Annotated in this window: 15 protein-coding genes; 3 read left to right on the top strand and 12 right to left on the bottom strand. The window is 41.9% G+C overall.

Annotated features, from left to right (window positions below; translation table 11 throughout):
* Nucleotides 1-672 precede the first annotated feature (672 nt).
* The 6 genes from CCS90_RS12720 to CCS90_RS12695 all read right to left on the bottom strand — a co-directional run bounded on the left by CCS90_RS12720 (nt 673) and on the right by CCS90_RS12695 (nt 9,445).
* On the bottom strand, nt 673-3,426 hold the full coding sequence (locus CCS90_RS12720) for a site-2 protease family protein (protein WP_099019953.1): 2,754 nt from the start codon (nt 3,424-3,426) through the stop codon (nt 673-675).
* A 488-nt stretch (nt 3,427-3,914) separates the two neighbouring features.
* On the bottom strand, nt 3,915-4,622 hold the full coding sequence (locus CCS90_RS12715) for a glycerophosphodiester phosphodiesterase family protein (protein WP_162846919.1): 708 nt from the start codon (nt 4,620-4,622) through the stop codon (nt 3,915-3,917).
* Nucleotides 4,623-4,666: 44 nt separating this feature from the next.
* On the bottom strand, nt 4,667-6,814 hold the full coding sequence (locus CCS90_RS12710) for an acetyl-CoA hydrolase/transferase C-terminal domain-containing protein (protein ID WP_099019951.1): 2,148 nt from the start codon (nt 6,812-6,814) through the stop codon (nt 4,667-4,669).
* A 132-nt stretch (nt 6,815-6,946) separates the two neighbouring features.
* A complete protein-coding gene (locus CCS90_RS12705) occupies nt 6,947-7,672 on the bottom strand; it encodes a TIGR04219 family outer membrane beta-barrel protein (protein ID WP_162846920.1) in 726 nt (241 codons plus the stop codon).
* A 168-nt stretch (nt 7,673-7,840) separates the two neighbouring features.
* Nucleotides 7,841-8,077 carry a TIGR02450 family Trp-rich protein gene (locus CCS90_RS12700; RefSeq protein ID WP_246027043.1) on the bottom strand — a complete coding sequence of 79 codons (237 nt, stop codon included), beginning with the start codon at nt 8,075-8,077 and terminating at the stop codon, nt 7,841-7,843.
* Nucleotides 8,078-9,445: a cryptochrome/photolyase family protein gene (locus tag CCS90_RS12695; RefSeq protein WP_099019949.1), complete on the bottom strand. Its 1,368-nt coding sequence runs from the start codon at nt 9,443-9,445 to the stop codon at nt 8,078-8,080. It lies immediately after the preceding gene.
* A 98-nt stretch (nt 9,446-9,543) separates the two neighbouring features.
* Between CCS90_RS12695 and nhaA the strand changes: the two genes are divergently transcribed.
* Nucleotides 9,544-10,737, top strand: a complete 1,194-nt coding sequence (gene nhaA, locus CCS90_RS12690) for a Na+/H+ antiporter NhaA (protein ID WP_099020069.1) — start codon at nt 9,544-9,546, stop codon at nt 10,735-10,737.
* 55 nt (nt 10,738-10,792) lie between these two features.
* Here nhaA and CCS90_RS12685 read toward each other — a convergent pair whose 3' ends face one another.
* From CCS90_RS12685 to CCS90_RS12660, 6 genes are all read right to left on the bottom strand, one after another.
* A complete protein-coding gene (locus CCS90_RS12685) occupies nt 10,793-11,815 on the bottom strand; it encodes a hypothetical protein (protein ID WP_099019948.1) in 1,023 nt (340 codons plus the stop codon).
* Nucleotides 11,790-13,223, bottom strand: coding sequence for an MBOAT family O-acyltransferase (locus CCS90_RS12680; protein WP_099019947.1), 1,434 nt, complete (start codon nt 13,221-13,223; stop codon nt 11,790-11,792). The genes CCS90_RS12685 and CCS90_RS12680 overlap by 26 nt, the downstream gene beginning before the upstream one ends.
* Nucleotide 13,224: 1 nt before the next feature.
* A complete protein-coding gene (gene holA, locus CCS90_RS12675; protein WP_099019946.1) occupies nt 13,225-14,229 on the bottom strand; it encodes a DNA polymerase III subunit delta in 1,005 nt (334 codons plus the stop codon).
* A 7-nt stretch (nt 14,230-14,236) separates the two neighbouring features.
* Complete coding sequence (locus CCS90_RS12670; RefSeq protein WP_099019945.1) at nt 14,237-14,713, bottom strand: LPS-assembly lipoprotein LptE; 477 nt, start codon at nt 14,711-14,713, stop codon at nt 14,237-14,239.
* On the bottom strand, nt 14,710-17,151 hold the full coding sequence (gene leuS, locus CCS90_RS12665; protein WP_099019944.1) for a leucine--tRNA ligase: 2,442 nt from the start codon (nt 17,149-17,151) through the stop codon (nt 14,710-14,712). The genes CCS90_RS12670 and leuS overlap by 4 nt, the downstream gene beginning before the upstream one ends.
* A 130-nt stretch (nt 17,152-17,281) precedes the next feature.
* Entirely contained in the window at nt 17,282-17,803 is a 522-nt protein-coding gene (locus tag CCS90_RS12660) for a TlpA family protein disulfide reductase (protein WP_099019943.1), read from the bottom strand.
* A gap of 249 nt (nt 17,804-18,052) precedes the next feature.
* Between CCS90_RS12660 and CCS90_RS12655 the strand changes: the two genes are divergently transcribed.
* Both CCS90_RS12655 and CCS90_RS12650 read left to right on the top strand, forming a co-directional pair.
* Nucleotides 18,053-18,544, top strand: a complete 492-nt coding sequence (locus CCS90_RS12655) for a lipocalin family protein (RefSeq protein WP_246027044.1) — start codon at nt 18,053-18,055, stop codon at nt 18,542-18,544.
* A gap of 223 nt (nt 18,545-18,767) precedes the next feature.
* On the top strand, nt 18,768-20,741 hold a 1,974-nt coding region (locus tag CCS90_RS12650; RefSeq protein ID WP_257205623.1), incomplete at its 3' end, for an Ig-like domain-containing protein.

Raw genomic sequence — 20,741 nt, 5'->3', positions numbered from 1 at the left:
CCCAAACCATATCACGAATTTCATAAGTGGGACTGATAGCAACAACCTTAACGTATTTTCTTGAAATACCCAACAAATTTATATGATGACAACAATGACACATTTACGACATTGTAAGTCATTGATTTCACATAGAGTAGACCTTTTTTGATTGCTAATCACAAGATATGAACTGATACAAAGTCACGATTGCCCTCATGTTTCTGAAACTCTATATTTTGCTCGGTATCTTTCTTTATTGATAGCGTAAAAAATTCAAATTCAATAATCTTTGGGCGCGTCTAAGATCAGCAAAAAACACGCCCAATACCCTGCTGTTATATCGTTTATTTAGTTTATTTAACTGAATGCTGGAAAACTGAAATCCAGAGATTATCACAAAAACATTGGCTTGAAAAAAGATTAAGTGGGGTGCGAGGTACTGTTATATTTGAATGGTCGCCAAAACAGCTTGCCAAGTTGCTATATATGTCATTCCAATACCAGTTCAATTGTTTAATCAATCTGATTACCATTTCGCTGGCCACTTTATAATTGCTTTTCTCCGCCAATCACATTATCCATGGTTACATGTTAATCATCATAAGCCAAGCTTGGATCAGCTTAAGTAACCACTCATTTTTGATTGGTTATTTATTTATGTTTCTTTTATTATCGCTATCCAACTACAAATTACAGGTCGCTGATTTCATTGAGTAAGTCTGGCTGTGTGGCGCGAATGGCCCGAAACAGAAACTGATATTTGATGTGGTTCAATTGCTTAGATTCATTGTCATCGAAATGCTTAATCTGTTTGAGGTGTTCGGAGAATGGTTGTTTTCGCCAGCCCTGAACATACTGAATGTATGTATCAAGTTCACTGGCAACCGCTGAGGGTTGGTCTTTTTGAATGGCCAGTGCCAACTTGAACAAGGGATCTTGGTTCAACGATATGGCATTTACTTGCTCCGACAGAACCAGACCTGCCAAAAACCCCATTTCTTTTTTTAATTCTTGTTGTTGCGCCTGTTCGGCAGTTTGACGAAGGCTTTGATAAGTTTGTGCCAACTCATATTGATGGTCCAGCAAGGCCACCCAAGCCAACATTTCATATTGTATTGTTTCTGAATAAGTAGATTCTGTTGAACGACTCTGTAGATTTTGTTGGGCCAGATCAAGCAGCTTTTGGTATTTTTGTTGAGCGAACAATGCTTGGTAATGGTATTGGAGCAAGCTTGGATACAAATCAGGTGCTTTGGACTTGAATATTGGCAGGTATTCAACGAGCAGGCTTTCATAAGCTCCAATTTGTTGGTCTTGTTCATATGAGAACTGCAGGTGAGCCAAAGCATTGAAAAGAGTTTGATATTTTTGATGCGACTCAAGTTGTGCCAGTCGACCTATCAATTGGTCTTTGTTATCAGGCGAGTGCTGCCAAGTCAGAACATTGACCAAAACCTCAGTATATGCAATCGAGTTTTCACCCAAAAGCATGGACAGTTTATTCAATTCAGTTTGGGCATCATATTCGGGTTGTTCGCTGATTTGATAGAGTAAGTTGGCACGTAATAGAACCGGGTAATCAGGGTTTTCTTGCCATTGGTTGGTTTCAAATAATTTGATAGCTTGAGGATAAATTTCTGACAACAAATAAAAGTCTTCCGACTCCTGATACATAAGCAATGCATCATTCACCACACTTTGTTTTTCTGTAGGTGTTAGAGCCAAGTTGAATTGTTGTTGCCAATAACTGGGATCCCATTGTTGGTTTTCATCAGCATCATATTGGAAACTGGATGTGTCTGAACTAAAAATGAATTTGATCAAATCCAGTCCTATCACTTGTTGAATCACAACCAGAGGGGCAAGCAATGCAGTTAAATACATAACCATACCTAGCAAACTGTCTCGAACTGAAGGAGAGGGATGGCTCAATCGTTCGTTAATAGGAGTGGCGTCCTGATATTTGTTGTTGAATGGTGCAGGACTCTGTTTCATCATGTGATAAATCACGTTCAGGTTATCTCGGTTCTTTAGTTTATTACCCCATCGTTGGCGGGCTTGGGTAACATGCTGAGCTTGTTGAAAGTTGTTTTTTAATCCTAAGCCAAAGATCACAGCCAGAAAAGTCAGAATGGGGTCAGACCAAGCCCAGGCACCCAAAGCAAATATCAGCACACTGATTAACATCAACAAAAATTGTAAAAATGGCCATCGATCAAATAACAACAGATTGACCACATGTCCGCCATCAAGAGGCATAAAAGGCAATAGGTTGAGGTAGTTTATTATCAGTAACATAAATACCAGAGACAAACCATATTCACTGATGATAAAGTCGGGTGCCCACATCGTAAGGCCAAATGCCAACAACAACCCTGGCACTGGGCCAGCCAGTGAAACCAACGTTCTTTGCATGGGGGAGGGTTGTTGTTTGTTACCAGAAACCATAGCACCTATCGGTAAAAACAGAATTTGCAGATCACGGTAACCAAATAGTTTCATGGCCCAGTAATGACCCAGTTCATGAAACAACAAGACAGGGATCAGAATCAGTACCAAAAACGGTGACCAAGCGATGCCAAACAACAAGGCAAATACCATTGCTGAGCCGAAGAACAACAAGGTTTTACCCCAGCGGCCTAATTGTGATGATTGTTGGTTGTTTTGAACCCGGCGGTGAGCTTGAGCCTGTGCATGAGGAAGAAAAGAGTAGGACTTAATAGCTTCAGTGGTTTCTTCTGCAGTTAAGATTCGAGTCTTTTTCTTGTTCATGAACATCTGCCATGCCAGTTTAGCTGCTGTGGAGAAGCGCATTTGTAAGTTGTTTTTATTTTTTTTAAGCAAGCCCTGTTGGTACAAAAAACGCAGGTACTGGGCATAAATTTTTTGCATGTGTTGTGAATACGATTCAGCATCTTGAAAACAAATTAAATGGTTGCTATTTGCAGTCAGTCCTCCACGTACAGAGAGGAACTCATTGAAGGCTTCCTGGTGTTGGTTTGACTCAAGATTAAAGGCATGCAGTGGCTCAAATGATTTGATCACTCCTTCTGCATCAGCATCCATTGCTTCAATGGTTAGGTGATTGGTAAAGCTTTGGAACTTGAGTGAGTATGGCCTGCTTAAATCTGGGTTATGTGGATTCGCTACCAGGGCATAGCAACGCTGTTCTGGATGATGCATCAGCAACTGTACATTGGGTTTACTGGTAGTGATTATGTCTTGATTAACGATGTGATTAAAAAATTCAAATCCCAGTGCTTCCAGTGACTTTTGGGCATGAGCTAATTGTTGTTGTGTCGCTTCGGGTACTTTTATCGAAGACAACAGCGGTTTGAATTTAGCCGGAGTGAGTTGTGTTCCATACAATTTAATCACTAGCATCAAGTATTGTGCCAGTGGTAAAATCACCAATATCCCTATAAAAATGTAAATAAAGTACATATGATCTTCCAAGATTTTTATTTATTCTATTAATATCTGAAGCAATTTCAATATTTTTTTTTTGAATAATTTCTGTTCGCTATATATTATTTTAGTACTTAAGGTACCTGTCGATTCCCAAGTCAAAGTTCCCAAATGCAATCTACTTTTTGACCTTGTTCCCACCAACAGTAAGGCCCTTTAGGCGGCTCCAGCTTGGTCATGCATAGAAGTTTGTAATCAGACGGATGATTCCTTGCAAATTCACATATATTATTTATTTCAATATCTCACACACCCCTTAATCCCCTCTCTAGAGGGGAGACTGGTCGAATGTTTTTTTAATGTGGTCTATTTAGTTTGATCCACTAGCTGTCAGTGGAGTTGGCTCAAAAAATTACGACTAATATTTTTATAGCTAAATCAAATCAGTTCCTATACTTAACTTGATCAGCATAATTCAGATCCTGTACCTAGGGTAAAAATTATGGTTTTATTAAATACGGATTTTAATGGGCTAAAAAATCAGTATAAAGTCCAGTCACCCCATAATTTTCCAACAACTTGATTTTACTATTCTCATCATTGATGGTGTAAACAAAGATGCGGTGGTGTTTCAGCAGTTTTTGCAAGGTCTTGTTTTTGGCTTGACTGGTACGCATGGACACTGCAAATAACTCCATAGGTCGACTCAATTCGATCACAGACTGTTTCGAGCCTTTGTATTGGTACAAAATCCAAATCAAATCTTTAAAACCCATGTCCTTGAGGATTGGGTATTCTTCAGGTTGGTAGAACTGAGGAATCAGTTGTGATTTTAATTCTGGGTATTTTTCAATAATGAGTCGAATGCCTTGTAAGTTGTCATACTTGATGTCTGTGATGATTCTGACATCAGGTTTGTTGGATAGCCATTGAGCCAAACTGTCTAATGTACAAGACCTGAAATCTGGGTGTTCTTCAACCAATTGTTTAAATTCAGCGTATGAAACCGCTTGTTTGATTTTCTTTTTAAATATTTTTTTGAACGTTTTATCCCAGTCATGTAGACAGACCAACTGCTGATCACTGGTCCATGAAAAATCCATTTCAATATATCGAAACCCTCCCTGATAACTGCCGTTCAAAGCTTCTATCGAATTGCTGTAGTTGTGTCCGTCATAACCACCCCCTGCATGGGCAATCATTTGAATTTTATTTTCGGCGTTGCTTGTCATCACACAAAAAAATCCCAGTAACAATAAGAAGTTCATTCAAGTCATCATAGATGTCTTAAGGCATGTACCAACAATTTAGCGGAAAGTTTTTCCTTGAAGCTTTTGCCATCTGACAGTTTCATCATTTTCAAATAAACCATTTCCTTTTCACTGGCTTTAACGAATTGCACTTTAATTAATGTCAGTAAGGTGGCGTATTTATTCCGAGTATTCAGTTTCAACCATTTCAATGCGCCTATGATGGTTTTTTCTTCCGCCGTAAAATCCTCACCAAAAGGATAGGCAGGAAAATAACCTTGGGTTTGTGCTGATTTAAACTGTTGGCTGATCATTTCAGGCGTGTTGTTTTTAAACGCTGCCGGAACTTGCCAATCTGCAGATAATTTTTGATGCGCCACGGCTTGCGCACGCAGCCCTTCTTGAAAACGGCTGTCAGCGATACAAATCATCCTTTGAACACAGACTTCATCCGATTGTCCTCGGAGATCTGCCACACCGTATTCGGTGATAACCAAGTCCCTCAAATGACGTGGAATGGTGCAATAACCATATTTCCAAACCACATTAGATTCCACCGTTTTTTTACTGGCATGCACGCTGCGCAACATCAATATCGAGCGACTGTCTTCCAAAGCATGCGCCATGGCCACAAAGTTGTATTGACCGCCAACGCCACTGACCACCTGATGGTTGTCCAATGCATCTGAGGCAGCAGCACCCAAAACATCTACTTTCATGCAGGTATTGATGAACCTGGCTTTGATTCTTTGAACCCGATCCAGGGCTTCACCACCATACAGCTCATTGATTTGGCTCACTGGGGTCATTTGAAACAAGGGTTTTTGATCATCTCCTAAGGCATGCAACCATTGATAAAATCGCTTAGAGCCCATAAAAAATGCAGCATGCAGCACGGCACCATGTTTTAAACAATCACCCAAACAATTTTGTTCAATGGCATCAAGGTTGTCATCATCATGTAAATCACTGGAATAAACCTGCCCTGCACGATCGGTGATTTTGCCTTTATGGAATGTTAAATCTGTTTTGAAAACCCCTAAATGTTGTAGGCGCTCAAAACTTCTTAGGGTAATCACTTCATCGATAACTTGCCAATCAACCAGTTTTTTGATCAGCCCTGCTTCAATCCGCTCAGTGATTTTGTTGTTGTTCAATAACGACTGAATTTGTGCATCAGGATAAACTTTGCGTTGCAAAATGCCCGCTTCATATAAGTGTGCAAAGCCTTCAACAAACATTTCACTGGCGGCATACAAGCCCTGTTTAAACTTATCCGTACCACCTGTTTGGTCAATCAATGAATTGAATTTACTGGAAATTTTAGTTTCATCCAATAGGTCTTTATAGACGTTGTTGTTTTGTTGTCTTAACTGGGTGCAATAGACCATTGCATCAGCCAAGGAACCAATGCCTATCTGCAAGGTGCCGCCATCCTGAATTAAACTGCTGGCTAACAAACCGATGCTGTAGTCTGTCAAACCAATCGGTTGGGCAGGCGTTGCAAAGGGTTCAAAATAATCACTGGAGTTGTCATGCAGCAGATCGAAAAATGAAGCTTCTACCGCGGCCTGTCCAGCCATGAACGGCAAATGTTCATTGACCATGCCAATCACCACTGGCCTGGGTTTTCCTTTGCGCTCTGCTGTGCGCAAAATATCAAGGGTTAAATCTGGGTTACAACTCAGACTGTATTGATTTCCTGTGGCAGTTCGTTTAACGGCAACCATTTGTAAGATGACATTCACCTCACGATTCACCATGTCTCTGGCCACATGGGTGTAGTTACTGCTGACGTAACTTCTTTGCGCTGTATTTGAATGCAACATTTTGCCTGATTGCATATAAAATTCACGTACACTGATGTTTTCTGGAACGACATTGCGCTTCACGTCTGCAATGTATTCCAATTCTGGGTATTGACCGAAAAAGCGCTGACTGAAGCATTGCAAAAATCGCCGTTCCAGCAATGAATTTCCATGTGGGATTTCCAATGACAAAGCGGTGAAGATATCCAATGATAAATGGCGGTTGTTTTTAGCGTGCTGATAAAGGTGATTAATCAGGGGATTGGGTTTGCCAATACCCAACGGGGTACCAACGATCCACTGAGAATCCAATCTGGATTTAAGCAGATCAATTGAATCTTCAAAATTAGAGCTGATTGTCGTCATCGTCAAACCACATTGATTGAAACATTATTGTAACTAAAAAAGCGCCTCATTTGAGACGCTTTTCATGTGAATGATTGAAAACATGACTTGGCTCAATCTTTGAGGCCCATCGGAGTTCATATTGTATTGGGTTTAAAACTCAAAATAGCCACCGATGAAAAACCCTTCCATTTTCACCTTACTTTTAAAACTGTTGATATTTTTTAAATCCACATCCAAGCTGCGATATCCCACATCCATGCCCAAACCAAACTTGAAGTCATACTTCATTGCCAGCTCGATGTCCGTCACATGATTGCTGTCAAAACTCAAGGCTTCCACTGTAGCCGCCGCAGACAATCCTGTCAGAGGTAAGTCGAATTGACCTTTGACATACAGCATCGGAATTAAATGATCAAAATCCTTCTCATCATTAATTTCATCTTGGTAGGTGAAGCTTTGATGGCCATCAAAATACTTGGCGCTGATGCCCAAATCAAGATTGACCCAGTTATCCAGTAATTCATAATACAGCATCAAATCAACATGTGAAAAATCAAGATAACCACGCACCAAAACTTCTTCTCCACCCATGAATGATGGATCAGCCACAGGAATCATCCCGCCAGCAGCGATGCTGTTCTGTTGCAATTTAAAGTTAGGCAAAAAAGGGAATGGATGTTCGAAAACGACATAGGGATTCAGGTCGGAGTTGTTGTCAAAATTAATGGCCACTCGCTGGTTATCAACCAATGGTGATTGGACCGAGCCGTCAAGGTCATAATTCCAATATTGAGCGCCAAAAGAGAAGCCCAATACGTCAGCCTGCAAGACATTTGAGCACAGTAAGGAAAGTAATAAAAGGGGTGTTTTTTTCATTTTCAGTCCATTTTTTAATAACATTGTTGGAAGCAGTACAACTGCGAATGCATTGTAACTTATTTCATTTATCCATATAAGCCCATAGATCAGTTGTCAAGATGATTACACCTAAATACCCTAAACTGAGCTTAGAACCATCAATCAGCGTATGCATCATACCAAATATTATTTCCAACCCTGTAGCCAGTGGGCCGAATTCTTTAAATCTTGCCAGTTTATGACTTTGGACCGTCGTGTCATGATGGCCTCCAGCGTGCATTCACCCACCTCATTATCTTCATTCAATAACAAGTCTGTCACCATGAAATGCAATTCTTTTTTAACTGGATTGACTGCTGTCCATTTGCTATTAAGCAACTTTTTTGGATTGATTTGATTCATCGGTATTTGTTCATGGTTCATTCAATTAACGGGGTTGTCTTTGTACCAGGCCAGTGCTTGTTGCCTGGCAGATTTATAATCAATCACCGGTTGTGGGTACATCGCCAGAGACCTGGTGTTGCTTTTTGGATCGTGGATTTCTTTGACCCCAACATCACGCAATTCTGGTACATATTTCTTAATGTAGCTACCGTCAGGATCAAACTTTTTAGATTGGGTGGTAGGGTTAAATATTCTAAAATAGGGCGCTGCATCACACCCTGTGGCCGATGACCACTGCCAGCCACCATTGTTGGAAGCCAAGTCTCCATCCAGTAGATGGGCCATAAAATGGGCTTCGCCCTGCCGCCAATCAATCAAACACAGCTTACATAAAAATGAGGCCACTATCATTCTGACCCGATTGTGCATCCACCCTTCTGCTAATAATTGACGCATCCCCGCATCAACGATGGGGAAACCCGTTTGCCCGTTTCGCCATTGATCCAACAATTCAGGACTGTGGTACCAGTGATCTACCGCATTGGGCTTGAATGTCTTGTGCATGGCCAAGCGAGGGTATTCATACATCAAATCATTGTAGTAATCACGCCAGATTAATTCAGACACCCAAGTACTGTTAAAGGCAGGTTCGCCTTGCTGTTTCAAAACATGTGCCAAACATTGTTGGGCACTGATAACACCTATGGCCAAATATGGAGACAGTGAACTGGTACCATCAATCGCAGGGAAATCACGTTCCTGTTGATAATCATTGTTTTTCGCAAACTTTTTAAGCCTTTCAACCGCTGCTTTTTCACCAACAGGCCATTGCGGTGAATTAAATTCTTCAGGCAATAAATCAGGTAATTTAACATCAGCATCAATTTCAGAAGGAATTGAAAGTGGTAGTTGATAACGCTGTTTCAGTACTTCTATGAATTTATTTTTGTATGGCGTAAAGACATGGTACATGCTGTCATCGCTTTTTCTGATGCTGCCAGGTGGTAACAAATATTGACTGTGGTATGTCTTAACATCAACATTTGACTGTTGACTCATTTGTATCACGGCTTCATCGCGTTTCATTTCATTTAGCCAATAATTGGCATTAAAAAACAGCTTTTTGACTTGATGTTGATTTATTATTTTTTCTATCAAAGCGGGTACGTCTGAATACCAGGGAGCTACTTCAATGAGCGATTGAATGTTCAATTGACCCAACCTTTTCACCAAATCATTGATGTGTGCTTTGATGAACTCAAGTTTCTGTGGTGCTTCACCATGATGTTGATGTTGTTCTGGATGAACAACAAACAAAGCCAAAGTGCTTTCTCCGGTCTCTAAGGCATGTAACAAGGCGGGGTTATCTGCCATACGCAGATCAGTACGAAACCAAACTAAATTCATCTGAAATTCACCATAATAAGAATGCAAATCATTAAGATTGTGCTTGAAATGTGATTGGGTGGTACTATATCAAAAGACCATCAAATTTAAGTGAAACTATGACCAAAGCTGCAGCCTCTTTTATCAAGAACTTCTTCAAAATGGAATCATCAGCCGGTATTTTGCTGTTTTTCTCAGCAGTTTTGGCATTGATCATAGCCAACACACCTTTGGCAAGTTATTACAACCTGTTGTTGGACACCACTGTGGCGATTCAAGTGGGCGCATTGAGTGTAGCCAAACCTTTGTTGTTGTGGATCAATGATGGCCTGATGGCAGTCTTTTTCTTTTTAGTTGGTCTAGAACTCAAAAGAGAATTGATTGAAGGAGAATTGGCAGATAAGAAAAATATCATCCTCCCAGGCATTGGTGCTGTTGGTGGTATGTTGGTGCCAGCTTTGGTGTTCTTTTGGTTCAACAAAGACGATCCCATGGCGCTGCAAGGATGGGCCATTCCTGCAGCCACTGACATCGCTTTTGCCTTGGGTGTGTTAAAAGTATTGGGACCAAGGGTTCCTACCAGTTTGAAGATTTTCCTTACATCTTTGGCGATTTTCGACGATATTGGCGCCATTTTAGTCATCGCTTTCTTTTACACTTCACAAATTTCAGTGACTGCTTTGATTGTGGTGGCTGTGTGTATTCCCCTGTTATGGCTGCTCAATAAAAAAGGCATTGAAGCCACCAGTACCTATATTTTAATTGGTGTGGTGATGTGGGTGGCCATGCTTAAATCAGGCGTACATGCTACGTTAACCGGAGTCCTTCTGGCCATGTTCATTCCACTCAAATCTAAAGTAAACCCTGAATATTCACCCTTGAAAGACTTGGAACACAACTTACACTCGGCTGTGGCTTATATCATCCTCCCCATCTTTGCTTTCGCCAATGCAGGTATTAATTTATCTGGTGTGGGCTTGGAACAAATGATGCATCCAGTTCCCTTGGGCATCGCATTGGGACTGGTTGTAGGTAAACAAGTGGGCATTTTCAGCTTGTGTTGGCTGGCCATCAAATTGAAATGGGCCACCTTACCGGAAAATAGCAATTGGGTCGCTCTGTATGGCATTTCAGCGCTGTGTGGCATCGGCTTCACCATGAGCTTATTCATTGGATCATTGGCTTACGAAGAAACTCAATTTAACATCATTTTCGATGAACGACTGGGTATCATAGTTGGCTCTGTGGTCTCTGCCCTGATTGGTTATTTTGTATTAAGAACACAATACGGAAAGCAATCAGCTAAACAATAAAACCAGAGGCAATCATGCTTTGAATTTTCCTGGCAGTCACTTCAGTTTGGCCGCTTTATGGCTGGCTGAATATCTGCAGCGTTTTGAGTAATTCAATCAATCTCAAAGTGAATGACTGGGTATCACTGATATCAAGGTGAGATGAATCAGGCAGTTCAAATGAACTTAACAGGGCATCGTCTTTAAAATGCAGGGTTTTCACATGCGGCATCTCAGCCACCATGGTATCCCAAAACTGTGCCCTCGGATAATACAGTTCATCCAACACCCAATGCTCGTCAGCGGTGGGAAAACGAACCAAAACCACCTCACCACCTCTGTCCTGAATGGTTTTGATGTCAGCTGACAGCTTGCTGACCTGGCTCAACCAGGTGGTTTTATCCATGATGGTGTAGGCTTCATAGTTACTTTGTTTATCAACAATGAAATGCCGTTTCAATGACTCGGCATCAACCATCGAATAATCTCCAGCCGCACTGGTATCGGGATGAACATTGACGTAGAAAGGCTCAGGGAAAGACTTTTTAGCACCCAAGTAATTGACCAATTCGTGCAAGCCCAGCAAAGGGTGAAGAAACCTGAATCTTGATTTCAGGGCAGCCGTTAAATAAGCATCAAATGACAGGTAAAGGCTTGATTTCTCTTGGTAATACTGGTTGTACTCAGTTTGCATCTTTTCGTACTGCGGCTCCAACATTTGCGCCATAAATGACATCAAAACCACTCCATTGAAGTTTTTGTCTTCGGCCAAACCTTTGATGGTAGCCATCGGGTATTGACCATTGATCGCCAAGACCACAATGTCATTTTGTGGCAACTGAGTTCGCAAGGTGTTGGTGTTCAATCCCAATTGAATTCGTGAGGCTCCTACCAAGGCAATAACATCAGCACTTTTAGATGCAGCTTTTCTGTTCCAACTCCATAAATCCTTACTGACTTCAATGGATGGTTTAAAGCCTTTTTTAAACAAAAATGATTCATACAAGCCAATCGCAAGCAACAACAATACCAGCGATAACAACCAAGTGAGCCACCAGTTGTTGATTTTGTTTTTAGAACTGGAAATAGATGAAGGCATTGGAGTTTCCGGTAGAAAGCATAATGAACAACAAGGCGGCCGCAATGAATAACGCCCGAACCACTGCATGGGAATGAGCTATGACCTCAGACAAGGATTTGTTTCTCATGAACCATTGCGATGCCATCATCAAAACAAAAGCCACCACAACCAACAACAACCATGCATCTTGTTTCACTGCATAAGTAGTCACATTGGAACTGCCACTGATGCCAAACATGGCGGCAATGATGTGCCCAGCTTGTGATAAGTTTTCCGACCTGAACACCACAAATGCCAAGACCACGGCCAGAAATGTCAACACTGCCAAAATCAATTTAATCACTGCATTGGGTTTAAACCTTTTTGCCAACCGGCTTTGTTTAATCAATTGTTCAAGCACCAAATAACTGCCGTGTAAAGCACCCCAGATGACAAAAGTCCATGCCGCACCATGCCACAATCCACCCAATAACATGGTGAGCAACAAATTTCGGTACCGTTTGAATTGGCCATTGCGATTCCCACCCAATGGGATGTAAAGATAATCACGCAACCAAGACGATAAGGATATGTGCCACCTACGCCAAAAGTCTGAAAAACCCATGGCTGCAAAAGGTGAGCGAAAATTGATTGGCAACACAAACCCAAGACACATAGCCAATCCAATTGCGCACAGGGAATACCCCGAAAAATCACAAAATATCTGAGCACTGAAAAACAGTGAACCCAGCCAAGAAGATGTGGTATCTATCGTTTCATGTTGGCTGAAAACTTGATTCACAATGGGGGCAAAAAAGCTGTCTGCCATCACCATTTTTTGAAACAAGCCAATGATAAAAAAACTGAGCCCAATGGAAAACTGATTGATGTCCACCCGTGTTTGTTTCAGCAGCTGAGGTAAAAATGATTTGGCCCTGACAATCGGTCCTGCCACCAGTTGTGGAAAGAAACTAACGAACAAAGCATAATCCCAAAAACCATGCCATGGTTTCAACCTTTTATAGTAAACATCTAAAGTGTAAGACAGGGTTTGAAAGGTGAAAAATGAAATCCCCATGGGTAAAATCAACCCCGGATCCGCAAAAGTCATATTCAGTCCCAGCAAAGTCAACAGCATTTGAAAATTGGCCAACAAAAAGTCGGCATACTTAAACACCACCAGCATACCTAAATTGATCGACAAACTGAGCCACAACCAGTGTTTTCGTTTTTTTTGAACTGTTTGTTGGTCCATTTGCTTGGCCACCTGCCAATCAACCAAAGTAGACAGCCACAGCAACAACACAAATGGCGGGTTCCATGCAGCATAAAAGGCATAACTGGCCAACAAAAGATGGCCTTTTTTTAAGGACCATCTCAGTGAAGAATAATGAACCGCAACCACCCAAGCGAAAAACAACAGAAATGTGAGTGAGTTAAACAGCATATCAACGCATGAATGACATCAACCATTTTTCAATGGCAAGCCATGGATCCCCTGTTAATCGACCTTTAATCATTCGATCAATTTTGCTGAGTTGGCTCAAACAAAATTCCCAATGGCTGAGTCCATACTGGTTCAAGGTCGACTGAATGATGGCTTGCCGATTTTGCCACACACCGAGTTTTCTGTAATCCGCTGCTGATACATTTCGGTTTTGCTGACGAATGAATGACAGTTCACTCAACATCCTTGTTTCCCGTTCCAAGGCCCAATGAATCACCACTGGAGAAATGTCGTTTTTCTTTAAGGAACGTAAAATTCTGATGGCTCTGGCTGGCTTTTTCTCAAGCAAGGAGTCAGTCAATCTGAACACATCAAACCGCGCACTGTCAGCCACCAAACCCATGATGTCACGTCCCGTGATTGTTTGGTTTGGAAAACGCATCTTTAATTTTTCTAACTCTTGTGCTGCCGCCAATAAATTACCTTCTAAACGCATACTGAGTAATCCGATGGCATCGTTATCCACTTGTAAACCAATTGATTGACAACGTTTTCGAATCCATTGTGGTAATTCAGCTGCTTTCGGCTGATATACCCTCAAAAAAGCACCTTTATCAACTACAGTTTTAACCCATTTGGTTTTTTCATTGGCTACATTCCACTCATCACATCGAATGATTAACATCACATCTGAAGGTATGTTTTCAATAAACGAAACTATACTGGAAGATCCTTTGGTACCTGGCTTACCGGTTGGTATGTGTAAATCAATGATTCGTTGGGTGGCAAACAATGACATATTTCCCGCGCTGTTCTGTAACTCATGCCATTGAAAGCTTTTATCAGCAAGGTAAGTTTCTCGTTCAGAAAAACCTGCTCTGGCTGCGGCTTTTTTGATCGCATCACCCGCTTCTTGTAGTTGCAAAGGTTCATCTCCAACCAATAAATACACCGGTGCCAAACCCTGTTTGAGCTGCGCTGCTAACTGATTGTAATAAAGACGCATCGTTGGCTTATTTTTGGTTGGCTATGGCTCTGATGATCATTTGTGCCATGTCTTGGTACATTTGTTCACGCAGTACTTTTTCTTCGGCCTGGGTTCCAGAAATTTGTCCTATGTCAAAAGAATAGTCACGTGACAAGGTCAATGATCGTTCAGCTATTTTGATTTGATCTAAAAATTCAACTGCAAAACTCAACTCGTAGTCCAATCGGTACTCTTGTACCCGATTATTGGTACCAATGGATTGAATTTGTTTACTCAAATTGTCTTTAATAATGACAATTTTAGCACTGGCTTCTGCCGCATCATCAACCAATTTAACCCCTTGATTTGACAGCGCCACTGCCAAAGGTCGATACAGCGGGGCACTGATGGCATGTTGCAAAAATGTGCGATCAAATTCGGCATCTAAATTTACTTTAGACTTTAACTGGTAGCCGCACGATGACAAAATCAAAAGCAGCAACAAGACTGAATATTTTCTCATGACACCACCACATTGATTAAGCGTTTCGGTACCACAATCACCTTTCTGATGGTTTTACCTTCAACGAACTTTTGTACATTTTCATCAGCCAGTGCCAAAGCTTCAATGGTTTCTTTAGAAGCATCTGCAGAAACAGACAATTTTGCCCTGAGCTTTCCATTGACTTGAACCACCATTTCAATTTCATCCTGCACCAAAGCAGACGGATCGACTTCAGGCCACTTCGCATCACACAACAACGCTTCTTGCCCCATGGATTCCCACAACGCTTGAGCCATATGTGGCGCAAATGGACTGATCATTTTGACCAAACTGAACCAGCCTTCATGACGTATCGCCATACCAGTGGTACTATCGTCGTTGAACTTGGTTAAGGCATTGGTCAATTCCATCATCGCTGCAATCGCAGTATTGAAGGTTTGACGTTCACCAATGTCTTGAGTCACTTTCTCAATACTCTGATGAATCTTTAAGCGCATGGCTTGTTGTTCTTTGTTCAACTCAGCAGACATTTCAAAGGTTTGACCAGCCACAGAATCAATGAATGTGCTCACTTGGAACCACAAACGGTTCAAATACCGGGCAGCTCCCTCCACGCCTTCGTCTGACCATTCCAATGACTGTTCAGGCGGTGCGGCGAACATCGAAAACAAACGCACCGTATCGGCACCGTATTGCTCGATCAAATCTTGCGGATCAACCGTATTGCCTTTTGATTTGGACATCTTGGCGCCATCTTTTAATACCATGCCTTGAGTCAACAAATTTACAAACGGTTCATCTGAATGAACCAAACCTTGGTCACGCAGTACTTTGTGGTAAAAACGCGCATACAACAAATGTAAAATCGCATGTTCGATACCACCGATGTATTGATCTACTGGTAACCAATGATCAGCCTCTTCACTGAGCATACCGCCAGCATATTGCGGACAGGTGTACCTGGCATAATACCAAGATGATTCCATAAAAGTATCAAAGGTATCGGTTTCACGTTTAGCAGGTGCAGCGCATTGAGGACAAGTGGTTTCATAAAACTCAGGCATCCTCTTGATCGGTGATCCGCCGGTTTCATCAAACACCACATTCTCTGGCAGCACCACTGGCAATTGTTCTTCTGGCACAGCCACCGCGCCACAATCATCACAATAAATAATTGGAATTGGACAACCCCAATAGCGTTGTCTGGACACACCCCAATCGCGCAGTCGATAATTGATTTGAACCCGGCCGGTGCCATCGGCTTTGAACTGTTTGGCCATGGCATCGAATGCTTGAGCAAAATCCATGCCATTGAACGCATCTGAATTAATCAAACAACCTTTCTCAGTTATGGCTGCTTCATACAAATCACCTTCTGCATCAATGACTTGAGTAATGGGTAAATCATATTTTTTAGCAAATTCATAATCCCTTTGATCATGACCAGGGACCGCCATCACTGCACCAGTTCCATAAGTCATTAACACAAAATTAGCGACCCAAACTGGCACCCTTTCACCGGTCAATGGATGCATGGCATCTAAGCCCGTGTACATGCCTTTCTTTTCCATGGTGGCCATGGCGGCTTCGTTGCTTTGTTCTTTTCCACATTGCTGCAAAAATGCAGCCAATTCTGCATTGTCTGCAGCAGCCTGCAGCGCCAATGGATGTTCTGGCGCCACCGCCATATAAGACACCCCATAAAGCGTATCGGGACGAGTGGTATAAATACTGACTTGTCCAAATCCGTCGACCTGAAAATCCAATTCCAATCCTTTTGATCTTCCAATCCAATTGCGTTGCATGGTTTTAACCGAATCGGGCCAACCAGGCATGTTGTCTAATGACTGTAACAATTCATCTGCATAATCAGTGATTTTCAAAAACCATTGAGGGATGGTTTTGCGGATCACCTCTGCCCCAGAACGCCAGCCTTTGCCATCGATTACCTGTTCGTTGGCCAAGACCGTTTGATCCACTGGATCCCAGTTGACCACTGAGTCCTTGCGATAAACCAACCCTTGTTCAAATAATTTAACGAACATCCATTGTTCCCAACGGTAATAATCCGGTTGACAAGTGGCCAGTTCACGTGACCAATCAAATGCAAACCCCAACCGTTTAAATTGAGCAGTCATTTCTTCCATATTGGCATAAGTCCATTCTGCCGGTTCCCTGTTGTGTTTGATGGCAGCATTTTCTGCTGGTAAACCAAAGGCATCGTATCCGATCGGTTGCAGTACATTTTTACCTTGCATCTTTTGGTATCTGGCGATGACCTCACTCAGGGTGTAGTTTCGCACATGACCCATATGTAACTTTCCACTGGGATAAGGAAACATACTCAGGCAGTAATATTTTTCTTTGTTGTCGTCCGCTTTGACTTCGAATGATTTATGCGCTTCCCAAAGTTTTTGAGCGTGTTGTTCTACTTCTTGTGGATTGTATGCAGTCATTTATTTCCCAACAGGCATCCCTGTATCAATTGTGATGTGACAAAGCGGAAATTATACGTTTTCAACCAACGATGGTAAAGCGGTCATTGAATTCTAGCCGCAGGTTTTTGCTGTGACCGCTGAATCCACTTCACCAAGTGCGTAAACGCAGGCCAATTTCTGTGCTGTAGCCCATTGACTTTGCAGCCAAATGACCTGTTTCATCAATCACATAATAGGTCGGAAAACCTTGAATTTGATAGTCCACCATTTGTTGCGCTGTACCCAATAAAACCGGCACTTGTAAATCCAGATCTGCAACAAATTGTGTCACCTCTATTCGGTTTCCATACGACAGTGCCATCATCAATATCACCCATTCATCTTCACTGCGAGCCGCTCGTAAATCGTTCAGGTTATCTGCTGACAATTTACAGATCGAACACCAGGGCGCAAAAAAATACAACAAGACTTGCTTGCCTTGGTAATCCTCCAGTTGATGGCTTGTGCCATCCAATGCCAACAAGTCAAAAACAGGAGCAGGCTGACCCTGTGCTGCCAGCGTGTCTTTGTTTTGCCACCATGAAATGGCCAACATGACCGCTACAATTAACAGCACATCCATCAACAAAGCCAGGTATTTATTTTTTCGCCATTTTTTTATCTTATTCATATCGCTTGTATTTTACTTAATTGATAAATTGACCGCTGCATTGAAATCATCGTTCATATTAATATAAGGCCAAGCAGATAAACATAAATGATATAGAGATAATTCAATTGGTCAATTCTATCCGTGGCAGTTAAATTTCATTTTATTTATATGATTAGCGACCCAAATTTCACACACTTACTTATAAAATGTATTTATTTACTGTGAATTGCTATGAAAAAAGCCATCAGCATAACTGTCTTACTTATTATGTCATTATTTATTTTCCAATCTTGTCGTCCTGGACCACCCATCAGAATGGCTGAAAAAGTAAACCTGGGTTCGTTTATGGGAGATTGGTATGTGATTGCCAACATCCCCACTTTCATTGAAAAAGGTGCGCACAATGCCATTGAAAGCTATCAAATGTCAGAACCAGATGTAATCGACACCACTTTTACTTTTAACAAAGACAGCTTTACTGGCCCTAAAAAACAATACAAACCCACTGGTTTTGTGACAGACAACCCTTCCAATGCGGAATGGAAGATGCAGTTCTTGTGGCCCTTTAAATCTGAGTACATCATTGTTTACGTGGATCCGGCTTATCAATACACCATTATCGGCAGAACCAAACGAGATTACCTCTGGATCATGGCAAGAAATCCACAAATTCCAGCCCAACAATTAGAACAGTTGATACAAATTGCTGTAGAGGAAGGATACCCTAAAAACCAAATTAAAATGGTCCCGCATCAGTAAAAATACCACCTTAATTGGTTGATTTCATGAATAATTAGCCACTGACATGATTTGTCACCTAAATTTCTAGAATTCCGGTCAAAATCACAAAAATGTTTATTTTTTTGTGACAAATGTAACAAAATGTAAATTACAACTGCTTTTTCATCCTTGCAGGCTTTACTCATATCATTTCTGTGATATAAGTCACATATATTAATTTAAGTGTTAGTGTGTGAAAAATATGAAATGTTTAAAGTTCAGTACTTTGCTGTTGTTGTGTGTTTTATTCTTGGGGGATGCAAAAGCCCAAATCCGTTTATTTGGCGAAAGAGCAAGCTTCAATGTCAATGGTAATGTTACCCTTGTTGGTAACACCTTATTTACTTGTGCTGCCGGTGGTGATTGTGCTCAGGTTCAAGCAGGAACAACACCTGGACTGAATGGTCGAGCCATGATTTTTGTGGACGTTGATCCTTCGGCTCCGGGCAGTTTTGCCAACTCATCCACCGCAGACCTCAATTTACCAGCAGGCTCAACAGTTTTGTATGCTGGTTTATATTGGGGCGGGCGTTCAGGTGAAACTACCGCCAGTCGTGGAACCATCTACATGAAACCACCTGGCGTTGGAGCCACTTGGAATACAGTCACTGCAACCCAGATTGATACATTCGTCACTGATGGCGCAGTTGGTTCAAGACCTTATCAGGCTTTTGCCAATGTAACCACTCAAGTGGCAGCTGCAGGTAATGGTACCTACTCGGTAGGTGGTATGACAGCTGCAACAGGTAACGACGGCACAGGGTTCTATGGTGGTTGGGCATTGGCCATTCTCTATGAAGATAACAACCAAACATTCAAAAGACTCAACTTATTTGATGGTGCTCAACGCGTCAGCGGAATCACCACTGTTTCAGTCAACGTCACTGGATTGGTTACACCCACGACTGCAGGTTTTGAAACCAATGTAGGCGCTTTGGTGTGGGAAGGAGATAATTCACTGACTGGCGATTCATTTGTGTTTGAGGGCAATACCTTGAACCGTACACTTAACCCAAGCAATGATTTTTGGAACTCAAGCATCACCGATTCTAATTCACACGTTACTACCAAGAATCCAAACTATGTCAACCAACTCAGTATGGATTTAGATTTGGTTGATGTCACAGGGCTATTGCCACCCAATTCAACCGATGCTGATATCGATTTTGTAACCAATGGAGACTTATACTTTCCACACTTTTTGACTTTTTCCACTGAATTATTTGTACCTGACTATTCATCAACCATGACCAAAACAGCCACTGACCTCAATGGTGGAGGTGTGGTCAGAGGTGACGTGATTGAATACACCATCAGTTTTCAGAACACAGGAGAGGATGATGCCATTAATACCGTTTTAACTGACAGCATTCCAGCCAATATGACTTATGTTCCAGGAAGCATGGAAATCACAAGTTCTAGTATTGTAGGTGAAGCCGGCACATTAACCGACTCTTCTGGTAATGACAATGGTGAATTTGACGGTTCTCAAGTCATTATATATTTGGGAGACACAGCCACTTCAAGTTCTGGTGGTACATACCAACCAACACAAGGCGCTGTGGTTAAGTTTCAAGCCACAGTAAACAATGATGCACCATTAGGCACAATCACCAATACAGCAACCATTGTGGCCAATTCACCCACACTGCCAACAACAGATTTCACTTCGAATGCATCGGCTGATATCACCATTAATGACATTGTGCCACCAAATGACCCTGTCATAACCTCACCTACTAACGGACAAATTACCAATGACAGCACACCGTTGGTTATTGGTACAGCAGAAGCAGGCTCAACTGTTGTGGTCACTGGACCAAATGGCGAAACTTGTTCAGTCGTGGCCGATATCAACGGCGATTGGTCTTGCTCCATATCACCGGCTTTATCAGAAGGCAGCAATACTTTGAGTGCCACAGCCCAAGACCCAGATGGTAATGTTTCAGGTTCAACCAACGTATCCATTACAGTAGATACTGTTGCGCCAGCGGCTCCTGTCATTAATGTACCAACCAATGGTGCACCAGTCACAGGCACTGGCGAACCTGGTGCCACAGTCACTGTAACCACAGGTGGATCAGGTACTTGTACCGCCGTTGTGCAACTGGATGGCACTTGGTCTTGTACCTTGTCAGGTCCAGTGGTTGATGGCGATGACATCATGGCCACCCAA

Origin of the sequence: Marinicella litoralis (assembly GCF_002591915.1) — a bacterium.
GTDB lineage: Bacteria > Pseudomonadota > Gammaproteobacteria > Xanthomonadales > Marinicellaceae > Marinicella > Marinicella litoralis.
Note: the sequence above shows the minus strand (reverse complement) of the source record. Positions and strands in the feature narration are given on the sequence as shown.

Excerpts from the sequence above, each read along its gene's own strand:
- CCS90_RS12720 (WP_099019953.1), bottom strand. The coding sequence starts at position 3,426 with ATGTACTTTATTTACATTTTTATAGGGATATTGGTGATTTTACCACTG.
- CCS90_RS12715 (WP_162846919.1), bottom strand. The coding sequence starts at position 4,622 with ATGACAAGCAACGCCGAAAATAAAATTCAAATGATTGCCCATGCAGGG.
- CCS90_RS12710 (WP_099019951.1), bottom strand. The coding sequence starts at position 6,814 with ATGACGACAATCAGCTCTAATTTTGAAGATTCAATTGATCTGCTTAAA.
- CCS90_RS12705 (WP_162846920.1), bottom strand. The coding sequence starts at position 7,672 with ATGAAAAAAACACCCCTTTTATTACTTTCCTTACTGTGCTCAAATGTC.
- CCS90_RS12700 (WP_246027043.1), bottom strand. The coding sequence starts at position 8,077 with ATGAACCATGAACAAATACCGATGAATCAAATCAATCCAAAAAAGTTG.
- CCS90_RS12695 (WP_099019949.1), bottom strand. The coding sequence starts at position 9,445 with ATGAATTTAGTTTGGTTTCGTACTGATCTGCGTATGGCAGATAACCCC.
- nhaA (WP_099020069.1), top strand. The coding sequence starts at position 9,544 with ATGACCAAAGCTGCAGCCTCTTTTATCAAGAACTTCTTCAAAATGGAA.
- CCS90_RS12685 (WP_099019948.1), bottom strand. The coding sequence starts at position 11,815 with ATGCCTTCATCTATTTCCAGTTCTAAAAACAAAATCAACAACTGGTGG.
- CCS90_RS12680 (WP_099019947.1), bottom strand. The coding sequence starts at position 13,223 with ATGCTGTTTAACTCACTCACATTTCTGTTGTTTTTCGCTTGGGTGGTT.
- holA (WP_099019946.1), bottom strand. The coding sequence starts at position 14,229 with ATGCGTCTTTATTACAATCAGTTAGCAGCGCAGCTCAAACAGGGTTTG.
- CCS90_RS12670 (WP_099019945.1), bottom strand. The coding sequence starts at position 14,713 with ATGAGAAAATATTCAGTCTTGTTGCTGCTTTTGATTTTGTCATCGTGC.
- leuS (WP_099019944.1), bottom strand. The coding sequence starts at position 17,151 with ATGACTGCATACAATCCACAAGAAGTAGAACAACACGCTCAAAAACTT.
- CCS90_RS12660 (WP_099019943.1), bottom strand. The coding sequence starts at position 17,803 with ATGAATAAGATAAAAAAATGGCGAAAAAATAAATACCTGGCTTTGTTG.
- CCS90_RS12655 (WP_246027044.1), top strand. The coding sequence starts at position 18,053 with ATGTCATTATTTATTTTCCAATCTTGTCGTCCTGGACCACCCATCAGA.